The organism is Polynucleobacter sp. KF022, from assembly GCF_027924105.1.
GTDB lineage: Bacteria > Pseudomonadota > Gammaproteobacteria > Burkholderiales > Burkholderiaceae > Polynucleobacter.
Window position 1 is genome coordinate 1,520,023 of record NZ_AP026972.1, and the last position, 11,249, is coordinate 1,531,271.

The 11,249-nt window shown below is 48.4% G+C and carries 7 protein-coding genes; 4 read left to right on the top strand and 3 right to left on the bottom strand.

Annotation, left to right across the window (positions count from 1 at the left end):
- Positions 1 to 4: 4 nt before the first annotated feature.
- Positions 5 to 2,371: a UvrD-helicase domain-containing protein gene (locus PKF022_RS07915; protein WP_281776504.1), complete on the bottom strand. Its 2,367-nt coding sequence runs from the start codon at positions 2,369 to 2,371 to the stop codon at positions 5 to 7.
- A gap of 24 nt (positions 2,372 to 2,395) precedes the next feature.
- Between PKF022_RS07915 and PKF022_RS07920 the strand changes: the two genes are divergently transcribed.
- Complete coding sequence (locus PKF022_RS07920) at positions 2,396 to 5,287, top strand: valine--tRNA ligase (protein WP_281776505.1); 2,892 nt, start codon at positions 2,396 to 2,398, stop codon at positions 5,285 to 5,287.
- A 31-nt stretch (positions 5,288 to 5,318) separates the two neighbouring features.
- Positions 5,319 to 6,203: a UTP--glucose-1-phosphate uridylyltransferase GalU gene (gene galU, locus PKF022_RS07925; protein WP_281776506.1), complete on the top strand. Its 885-nt coding sequence runs from the start codon at positions 5,319 to 5,321 to the stop codon at positions 6,201 to 6,203.
- A gap of 65 nt (positions 6,204 to 6,268) precedes the next feature.
- On the opposite strand, the gene PKF022_RS07930 is transcribed toward galU, so the two are convergent.
- Both PKF022_RS07930 and alaS read right to left on the bottom strand, forming a co-directional pair.
- On the bottom strand, positions 6,269 to 6,496 hold the full coding sequence (locus PKF022_RS07930; protein ID WP_216231882.1) for a sulfurtransferase TusA family protein: 228 nt from the start codon (positions 6,494 to 6,496) through the stop codon (positions 6,269 to 6,271).
- Positions 6,497 to 6,510: 14 nt separating this feature from the next.
- Entirely contained in the window at positions 6,511 to 9,135 is a 2,625-nt protein-coding gene (gene alaS, locus PKF022_RS07935; RefSeq protein ID WP_281776507.1) for an alanine--tRNA ligase, read from the bottom strand.
- A 122-nt stretch (positions 9,136 to 9,257) separates the two neighbouring features.
- Here alaS and PKF022_RS07940 point away from each other — a divergent pair, with 122 nt between their 5' ends.
- Together PKF022_RS07940 and PKF022_RS07945 are read left to right on the top strand one after the other, a co-directional pair.
- Complete coding sequence (locus tag PKF022_RS07940; RefSeq protein WP_216212359.1) at positions 9,258 to 9,719, top strand: tripartite tricarboxylate transporter TctB family protein; 462 nt, start codon at positions 9,258 to 9,260, stop codon at positions 9,717 to 9,719.
- Positions 9,720 to 9,738: 19 nt separating this feature from the next.
- Complete coding sequence (locus tag PKF022_RS07945) at positions 9,739 to 11,241, top strand: tripartite tricarboxylate transporter permease (protein ID WP_281776508.1); 1,503 nt, start codon at positions 9,739 to 9,741, stop codon at positions 11,239 to 11,241.
- Positions 11,242 to 11,249: the final 8 nt, after the last annotated feature.

Here is an 11,249-nt window from a genome sequence, read left to right on the forward strand (position 1 = left end):
CTTTTCAGTCAATCGCAGCAAGCTTCGCAATACTTAGCTGTAGCCATTTAATGCCATGACGCTTGAAATTCACTTGCGCTCTTGCATCAGCATCAACACCTTCTAAGCCCGTAACACGCCCCTCACCAAACTTAGTGTGGAACACATTTTGTCCGATAGTGAATGGGTAATTTCCACGCGGAGGTGAGGCCAATCTTTTCACTTCCATTGAAGCAGAGCCAACACGCTTAGCAGGTCTCTGACGTTCAGACCCAGAATCAAAGAAGTCATTGGATTCGTATTCGCGTTGACGGGTATATCCATCTTGCCAAGTAGATCCAGTTCTGGAATTGCCTCCACCCCAGCGAGCGTCTCTTGCCTTAGGGGTGAGCCACTTCAATGAATCAGAAGGAAGCTCTTCAAGGAAGCGAGAAGGCATGTTGTAGCGAACCTGCCCATGCAACATACGTGATTGGGTATGTGACAAGTACAGACGCTCTTTGGCACGGGTAATCGCCACATACATCAAGCGACGCTCTTCCTCTAAGCCATTTTGTTCGTTTACGCTGTTCTCGTGGGGAAATAAACCCTCTTCTAGGCCGGTAATAAAGACAGAGGTGAACTCTAAGCCTTTAGCCGAATGCACTGTCATCAGCTGGACTGCATCCTGACCTGCTTGAGCCTGGTTATCCCCAGCCTCTAATGAGGCATGGGATAGGAACGCAGCCAGTGGAGAGACCTCCACAACACCAGGAGCATTCTCACCTGGCAACATTGCAGCAGCCGCATCTTGGCCATAGCCTTCTTCGGCAATAAATGCCGTTGCTGCATTGATCAGTTCCTGTAAGTTTTCTACACGGTCTTGGCCTTCGCGCTCTGAGAGGTAGTGCTGAATCAAGCCGCTATGCTGAATCACAAATTCAACAGTTTCTGGCAAGGTATTGTGACGCGTTGCTTCACGCATGTGATCCACTAAGCGTACAAAACCACCAAGCGCTGCACCCGCCTTACCTTCTAGAGAGGAGGCTGCTAAGTACAAGGAGCATTGCTGCGCTCTGGCAGCATCTTGCAATGCCTCAATTGAGCGCGCACCAATTCCACGGGTTGGGAAATTCACCACTCGTGAGAAAGAGGTATCGTCATTTGGATTCTCAAGCAAACGGAGATAGGCAAGCGCATGTTTAATTTCAGCGCGCTCAAAGAAGCGTAAACCACCATACACACGATACGGAATGCCCGCAGAAAATAAAGCGTGCTCAATGATGCGTGACTGAGCGTTACTACGATAGAGCAAAGCTACTTCAGTACGTTTAATGCCGCTATTTACTAAAGCCTTGATCTCATCTACCAACCAAGCAGCCTCGGCATGATCACTAGGAGCCTCATAAATTCGGACCGGCTCGCCATGACCAGCATCGGTGCGTAGGTTTTTACCAAGGCGCTCTGAGTTGTTAGCAATCAAATGATTTGCAGTATCCAGAATATGGCCGTGTGAACGATAGTTCTGCTCTAGCTTCACCATGAGCGGGTGGTATTGCTTTTCGTAGAGGCGCATGTTTTCTACATCTGCGCCGCGGAAAGCATAAATACTTTGATCATCATCACCTACAGCAAATACGGAGCTGCTGCCCATACCACTCACATTGATGCGGCTAGTATCATGACCTGACAATAATTTAAGCCATGCATATTGCAAGGCATTGGTATCTTGGAACTCATCAATCAGAATATGACGGAAGCGCTCTTGGTAATGCGTACGAATAGCTTCACTATGTTTAAGCAATTCATAACTACGCAATAAGAGTTCAGCAAAATCCACTACACCTTCACGTTGGCATTGCTCATCGTAAGCAGCATAGAGTTGCGCCATCTTGGCTTGAAAGTCATCGCCTACTGATAAATCTTTTGCACGTTGACCGCGCTCTTTGGCATGAGCAATAAAGTATTGCAGCTGCTTAGCGGGATACTTCTCATCATCGACTTTTAAGCCCTTTAAAAGACGCTTAATCGCAGAGAGTTGATCCTGGGTATCCAGAATCTGAAAAGTGGATGGCAAACCCGCTTCTTTGTGATGAGCCCTCAATAATCGGTTACATAAGCCGTGAAAGGTGCCAATCCACATGCCACGGGTATTAATCGGCAACATGGCGCTTAAGCGCAACATCATCTCTTTGGCAGCCTTATTGGTAAAGGTCACCGCTAGGACGCCAATAGGGGATACCTGGCCGGTCTGAATCAACCACGCTATACGGGTGGTGAGTACGCGGGTCTTACCGCTCCCTGCCCCAGCCAAAATCAAGGCAGATTGGGCTTGGCCATTTTCATTTACGGGCGGGAGGGTCACTGCCTCGCGCTGTTCTGGATTGAGGTTCGCGAGCAAGTCTGAGTACATCAGCCCAATTATAATTTGCCTCTTATGCCAAACGCCTCAAATACCCCTAATTCACCAGCGGCCAGCTCTGCGGACGAGCTCGCTAAATCCTATGAACCCGCCCCGATAGAGGCCTACTGGGGTCCAGAGTGGGAGCGTCGCGGTATTGCCGATGCCACGATGGATGAGGGTAAGGGTGATTTTTCGATTCAGCTACCCCCGCCAAACGTCACTGGCACCCTGCACATGGGTCACGCTTTTAACCAAACCATCATGGATGGCTTGGTACGCCACGCACGCATGTCTGGCAAAAATACTTTATGGGTACCAGGCACTGATCATGCAGGTATTGCCACTCAAATTGTTGTTGAACGCCAACTCGATGCCCAAAAAGTATCTCGTCATGATTTAGGCCGTGAGAAATTTTTAGAAAAAGTATGGGAGTGGAAAGAAACTTCTGGCAATACAATTACTAGACAAATTCGTCGTCTCGGGGCGTCGATTGATTGGGGCAAAGAATATTTCACAATGGACAGCAAAATGTCCAAGGCAGTAGTTGAGGTATTTGTCCGCCTACACGAACAAGGCTTGATTTATCGCGGCAAACGTTTGGTGAACTGGGATCCAGTTTTAGGCACCGCAGTTTCCGATCTGGAAGTGGTGAGCGAAGAAGAAGATGGCTCAATGTGGCATATCCGCTACCCATTGACCGACGGCTCAGGCCATCTCACTGTTGCTACCACTCGCCCTGAAACCTTGCTGGGCGACGTTGCCGTCATGGTGAACCCAGAAGACGAGCGTTATAAACACCTCATTGGCAAGTCCGTTAACCTGCCATTGTGTGATCGTGAAATTCCGATCATTGCAGATGACTACGTTGATTTGAACTTTGGTACTGGCGTTGTAAAGGTGACTCCTGCACACGACTTTAATGACTATGCAGTAGGTCAACGTCATCAATTGCCGATGATCAACATCCTCACTTTGGATGCGAAGATTAATGAGAATGCTCCTGCCGCTTACCAAGGCATGGAACGTTTTGCAGCACGCAAACAAGTAGTTGCTGATTTGGAGTCTGCTGGCTTATTAGAAAAAGTGCAGCCGCATAAGTTGATGGTGCCACGTGGTGACCGTACCCAAACCATCATTGAGCCAATGTTGACTGACCAGTGGTTTGTGGCAATGTCCAAACCAAGTCCGGACAACAAATATCAACCCGGCTCATCCATTGCTGGCGCAGCCTTAGATGCTGTCACTAAGGGCGACATCAAACTTGTGCCAGAAAATTGGATTAATACCTATACCCAGTGGTTAGCTAATATTCAAGACTGGTGTATCTCTCGTCAACTCTGGTGGGGCCATCAAATCCCCGCTTGGTATGGCGATGACGGGCAGATTTTTGTAGGACGTTCTGAGGAGGAAGCTAAGGCTAAGGCTGCAGCAGCGGGCTACACCGGCAAACTGAGCCGCGATCCCGATGTTCTGGATACCTGGTTTAGCTCTGCGCTTGTGCCATTCAGCTCATTAGGCTGGCCCGATGAAACACCTGCTTTGAATCACTTCCTACCTTCATCTGTCCTGGTTACCGGCTTTGACATCATCTTCTTCTGGGTGGCGCGCATGGTCATGATGACCTGCCACTTCACCGGAAAGGTGCCGTTCCATACCGTCTATGTTCATGGCTTGGTTCGTGATGCTGAAGGTCAGAAAATGAGTAAGTCCAAAGGCAATACTTTGGATCCAATTGATTTGATTGACGGTATTCAGATTGAAGAGTTGGTAGGCAAGAGAACTACCGGACTCATGAATCCTAAGCAAGCTGAGAGCATCAGCAAGAAGACTAAGAAAGAATTTCCGGATGGTATTCCGGCATTTGGTACAGACGCCTTACGCTTTACATTTGCTTCTTTAGCCTCGCTGGGCCGAAATATCAACTTCGATCAAAAGCGTTGCGAAGGCTATCGCAATTTCTGTAACAAACTTTGGAATGCCACGCGCTTTGTTCTCATGAACTGCTCCGGCAATGATGAGGACAATGGTCTAGCGCCGTGTGACAACCAATGCGGCCCAGAGGGGTATCTAGATTTTTCAGCCGCCGATAAATGGATTGTTTCCCAACTCCAAAGAACTGAGGCTGATGTAGCCAAGGGCTTTGAAAACTATCGCTTTGACAATATTGCGAGCAGCATTTACCAATTCGTATGGGATGAGTACTGCGATTGGTATTTGGAACTCGCCAAGGTGCAGCTACAAACGGGTACGCCCGCTCAGCAGCGCGCTACGCGTCGCACCCTGTTGCGCGTTCTGGAAACGATCTTGCGCATGGCGCATCCATTGATCCCATTTATCACCGAGACACTTTGGCAAACCGTTGGGCCGAAGTCCGGTAAAGAATTGGCCAAGCAAGCTAAGCAGACCATTGCACTCCAACCCTACCCTGTTGCTCAGCCTGAGAAGATTGATGAGCAAAGCGAAGCTTGGGTTGCACAAATTAAAGCGATTGTGGATGCCTGCAGAAATCTACGTGGTGAAATGCAAGTTCCGCCAGGTCAAAAAGTACCACTTTGGATTTATGGTCCAGAAGCATTCTTAGCCAAGGCTACGCCTTACCTCTTGGCACTTGCCAAGCTCACTGAGGTTAAGATCTACAGCGATGAATCCGCTTTAGAAAAAGATGCTCCAGGCGCCCCTATTGCCCTAGTGGGCGATATCAAGCTCCTTCTCAAGATTGAGGTGGATATTGCTGCCGAACGCAATCGTCTTGGTAAAGAGATCGAGCGCTTGGCGAATGAAATCAACAAAGCCAAGGGCAAACTAACCAACGAAAGCTTTGTCGCTCGCGCACCAGCTGACGTGGTTGCTCAGGAAAAGCAACGTCTTGCTGGTTTTGAGCAAAATCACGAGAAACTTGTAGCACAATTAGAGCGTCTGAAATAATCAGCAGCTAAATAAAGTGATTGGAAGCCATATGCCGTTAAGCACCAAAGCCGTCACCAAAGCAGTCTTTCCTGTTGCGGGCTTGGGTACCCGCTTTTTACCAGCAACGAAAGCTAGCCCGAAAGAAATGTTGAATGTGGTGGATAAGCCCCTCATTCAATATGCCGTGGAAGAGGCAATTGCTGCAGGTATTACTGAAATGATTTTCGTGACCGGTCGCAGCAAACGTGCCATTGAAGATCACTTTGACAAAGCATATGAGCTCGAAGCTGAATTAGAGGCTAAAAATAAGCAGACTCTTCTCGATATCGTTCGTAGTGTTAAGCCTAGCCACGTAGATTGCGTATATGTTCGCCAACCTGAGGCGCTTGGATTGGGTCATGCGGTTTTGTGTGCAGAGAAGTTGGTGCGTGATGAGCCATTTGCCATCATCTTGGCGGACGACTTGTTAGATGGTCAACCTCCGGTTCTCAAGCAAATGCTAAAAGTTTTTGAAGAACAAAATGGATCTGTAGTAGCGGTTGAAAAGATTGATCCTGCCAAGAGCAGCTCTTATGGAATCGTTTCTGGCGCCGAAGTCGCCAAAGGCATCTATCGCCTGAACGGCATTGTGGAAAAGCCACAACCAAAGGACGCGCCTTCTAATTTGGCAGTAGTAGGACGTTATGTTCTCTCATCCGATATCTTTACTCATATTCGCAATCTCAAGCCTGGTGCAGGTGGCGAGATTCAGCTGACCGATGCGATTGCCTCTTTACTCAAAGAAGAGCCAGTATTTGCTTATGAATACGATGGCGTGCGCTATGACTGCGGCAGCAAGCTGGGCTACCTCAAAGCATCTGTCGAGTTTGCCCTGCGCCACCCCGAAGTCTCTGCTGACTTTGCTGCTTACCTTAAGAGCCGTTCATTGACTTAAATTTTTCTTGGCCGAATTAAAAAAGGCAGAGATCTCTCTGCCTTTTTTATTGTGATTGAAAGCTACTACCTGCGCTTCATGAAAAACACCAACACATCACCTTCAGTAGTACTGGCAATTAGCTCGTTTCCAGTTTGTTTAGCAAAAGCCGGAAAGTCGTGAGCAGCACCAGCATCGGTTGCCTTGATCTTTAAGACTTCGCCAGACTGCATGGTTGCCAAAGCTTTCTTGGTGCGCAGGATGGGCAATGGACAGTTCATACCAATGGCATCTACTTCTGCATTAAAGGCGATATTTAGAGCATCACTCATTTACTTGCTACCCAATCTTTAACGCCTGCCAAAGCAGCGCCTAACTTACTAGGATCAGTACCGCCGGCCATCGCCATCTCAGGCTTGCCGCCACCCTTGCCACCGACTTGCTGAGCTACAAAGTTCACGAGGTCGCCTGCTTTCACTTTGCCAATCGAATCAGCTGTTACACCAGCAATCAAACTCACTTTATCGCCCTGAACTGATGCCAACACAATGGCGGCGGTCTTGAGCTTAGCTTTGAGAGCATCCATAGTTTCACGAAGCACACCCGCATCTGCGCCATCCAGACGAGCAGCAAGCACTTTGATGCCATTGACGTCAATTGCTTGTCCAGCCAACTCATCACCCTGGCTTGCGGCTAGTTTGGAGTTCACTTTTTCTAACTCACGCTCAGCTTGGCGCAGACTTTCCTGGAGCTGTGCCACACGATTCACTAAATCACCCGGATGGGTTTTCAGAATCGCTGCAGCTTCATTAATTTTGTCTTCCAAGCCTTGCAAGAACTGCAATGCATTATTGCCAGTCACTGCCTCAACGCGACGAATGCCAGCAGCAACACCGCCTTCAGAAACAATCTTTAAGCTACCAATATCTCCGGTACGTGATACGTGCGTGCCACCACAGAGCTCTTTAGAAGAGCCGATCTCGAGCACGCGCACCTCATCACCGTACTTCTCCCCAAAGAGCATCATGGCGCCTGTCTTTTGCGCATCATCCAAAGACATAACCTTGCCTAAAGTTGCTGTATTTTCCAAAATCTCTTGGTTAACAATATCTTCAATGCGGCGGATTTGCTCTGCAGTTATCGGTGCGTTGTGCGTAAAGTCAAAACGGGTCTTATTGGCGTCCACCAAAGAACCTTTTTGCTGAACATGATCGCCCAATACTTCACGTAATGCTTTATGCAAGATATGTGTCGCACTGTGATTGCGCATCGTATCGGTTCTGTGTTGGGTATCCACGATTGCATTGAGTACATCACCCACTTTGAGCTCGCCCTCCAGTACCTCGCCCTGATGACCAAATACATCCGCTTGAATCTTGAAAGTATCTTCTACGGCAAAACGGATGCTTTCATTGCGGAGTTCGCCTTTGTCGCCAACCTGACCACCAGATTCTGCGTAAAAAGGAGTGTTATCTAAAACAATCACGGCTGCATCACCCGCTTTAACGGATGACACTGCTGAACCATCCACATAAAGGGCAGTTACTTTTGCGCCGTCATGTTTTAAGGTGTCGTAACCATGAAATTGGGTTGGCGTGCCTTTATAATCTAAGCCTTGAGCCACCTTGAACTTACCGGCTGCTCTAGCTTGGTCGCGCTGCTTTTGCATCGCTACTTCAAAGCCCTCACTATCCACCGTCACACCACGCTCACGACAAACGTCAGCAGTTAAGTCCAATGGGAAACCAAAAGTATCATGCAAGCGGAATGCAGTTTCACCATCAACCACTTTTGCACCGCCAGCTAGAGCACCATCCAAAATTTCCATGCCGTTAGCAATAGTTTGGAAGAAGCGCTCTTCTTCTTGCTTGATAACTTCACTCACTTTATCTTGTGCAGCGCGCAACTCTGGATAAGCATCACCCATCTCTTTTACAAGCGCAGGAACTAATTGATAGAAGAATGGTTTGCGTGCGCCCAACTTATAGCCATGTCGTATTGCCCGACGCGCAATACGACGCAAGACATAACCGCGCCCTGCATTACCAGGAATGACACCGTCTACCACGATAAAGCTACACGCACGAATATGGTCAGCAATCACTTTGAGTGAAGGACTGTCTGCATCACAATTTTCACCGCCAGCAGCATCTACCGCTTCCTTCGAAGCCTTGAGAAGATTGACAAAGAGGTCAATTTCATAATTGGAGTGAACATGCTGCAACACTGCAGCAATACGCTCAAGACCCATACCCGTATCAACACTTGGCTTAGGCAGCGGATGCATCACGCCTGCTTCATCTCGGTTGAACTGCATGAAAACGTTATTCCAAATTTCGATATAACGATCACCATCTTCATCCGGGCTTCCAGGAGGGCCGCCAGCAATATGATCGCCGTGATCGTAAAAAATCTCAGTGCATGGTCCGCATGGGCCTGTATCACCCATCATCCAAAAATTATCTGATGCGTAACGCCCGCCCTTGTTGTCACCAATGCGAATGATGCGATCGACTGGAATGCCAATCTGCTTATTCCAAATCTCAAAAGCTTCATCGTCTTCTGCGTAGACGGTAACCAAGAGTTTTTCTTTGGGCAATTTAAAAGTCTGGGTCAATAAGTCCCAGGCAAATTGAATGGCTTCCTTCTTGAAATAGTCCCCAAATGAGAAATTTCCCAGCATTTCAAAAAAGGTGTGATGGCGGGCGGTATAGCCCACGTTATCCAAGTCATTATGTTTACCGCCTGCCCGGATGCACTTTTGAGCAGTCGTAGCGCGGTTATAAGGGCGCTTATCGAACCCTAAAAACACGTCCTTGAACTGGTTCATACCCGCATTGGTAAATAGCAGGGTTGGGTCATCCCCCGGCACTACCGGGCTGGACGGGACGATTTGGTGGCCTTTTTGGGAGAAGAAATCCAGGTACGCCTGGCGAATTTGGGAGACTTTCATGCCGATAATTATCGCATTGGCACTAGCCTAGGGCAAACGCTAGGTAAGAAGCCCCAAACCTGCCTTACAATCCCACAACATCAATAAAAATCGGCAGTTAAGTCGACAACAAGGAGAGCAACTTGAAAATTCGCAATCAACGGGATTTTGGGGCCGGGATCATGTATATGGTCATTGGCCTCTTCTTCGCCATCATGGCCACAAACTACCCAATGGGAACTGCTGCCAAAATGGGTCCAGGCTATTTCCCGTTCTATTTAGGCATCTTAATGTTCCTATTAGGCCTTTTAGTGGCAGTTAAGGCCTTTGGTGCCAAAGCAGCGATTGAATCCATCCCTAAATTTAATTGGCGCATCATGGCGCAAATTACTGGCGCAGTAGTGCTTTATGGCTTATTGCTTCCACGCATGGGATTCTTGGTTGCCATAGTCGTATTGGTTTTTGTTGCCGCTAGCGCCAGCAGAGAATTTACCTGGAAGGGCACTGCGATTAATGCAGCCTTCTTGGTGACATTTACTTATTCAGTGTTTGTGTTGGGCCTGAAACTTCAGTTCCCACTCCTGCCTGTATTCCTACAACAATAACGAACCGGGACTCTGAAAAATGGATTTATTCACTAACTTAGCTCTCGGTTTCGATACCGCGTTCACATTACAAAACCTAATGTACTGCCTAATCGGCTGTATCTTGGGAACCTTGATTGGAGTATTGCCAGGTCTTGGCCCAATCGCAACAATTGCGATGTTATTGCCAGCAACCTATGCATTACCTCCGATCGCTGCCTTGATTATGTTGGCTGGTATTTATTACGGCTCACAGTACGGTGGTTCCACCACAGCGATTTTACTCAACATTCCAGGGGAGACGTCGTCGGTGGTGACGGCGATCGATGGCTACCAAATGGCCCGCAATGGCCGAGCTGGTGTTGCATTGTTTACCGCTGGCATGGGTTCATTCTTCGCTGGTTGCGTAGCAACTTTAGTATTGGCTGCTTTTGCTGCACCACTATCTCAACTCGCATTTAAGTTTGGCCCCGCCGAATACTTCTCGTTAATGGTCTTGGGCTTAATTGGTGCGGTGGTACTGGCATCCGGCTCTTTGATCAAAGCGATTGGCATGATCATCTTGGGTCTCTTGATGGGCTTGATTGGCACTGACGTGAACTCAGGTGTATCACGTTATGCGTTTGACATTCCTGAGCTCAGCGATGGTATCGGCTTCGTAGCTGTAGCGATGGGTGTATTCGGCTTTGCTGAGATCATGGGTAACCTTGAAAAGACTGGTGACGACGAAGGCTTCCTCAATAAACTCACCAGCATGGTGCCCACCAAGAATGATGTGAAGCGCATGATTCCTTCTATCTTGCGCGGTACAACTATTGGTTCTATCTTGGGCATTCTGCCGGGCGGCGGCGCAGCTTTAGCAGCATTTGGCGCTTACTCTGTTGAGAAGAAATCATCCAAGTACAGCCATGAATTCGGCAAAGGCGCGATTGAGGGTGTTGCTGGTCCTGAGGCAGCAAACAATGCTGCTGCTCAAACCTCATTCATTCCATTATTGACTTTGGGTATTCCACCAAATGCTGTGATGGCGTTGATGGTTGGCGCAATGACCATTCATAACATTCAACCAGGTCCACAAGTAATGACCAGCAACCCAGCGCTGTTCTGGGGTCTGATCGCCTCCATGTGGATTGGTAACGTGATGTTGATTCTCTTGAACTTACCTTTGATTGGTATCTGGGTAAAGCTCTTGAAGATTCCTTATCGCTTCCTCTACCCAGCGATTTTGGTGTTCTGCTGTATCGGCGTATACACCGTGAATAACACTGTGTTTGACGTATATGTAACTGCGGGCTTTGGCTTGATTGGTTACTTGTTCTTCAAGCTCGGTTGCGAACCTCCTCCATTGCTATTGGGCTTCGTGCTCGGGCCAATGATGGAAGAGAACTTCCGTCGCGCCCTATTGTTATCTCGCGGCGACTTCACAACCTTCGTAACCCGCCCGCTTTCCTTGGGATTGCTGATTGCAGCTGCCCTTTTGGTAGTGATCGTGGCTCTACCAGCGGTGAAGAAGACTCGCGAAGAGGCATTCGTGGAAGATTAATTCTCGCC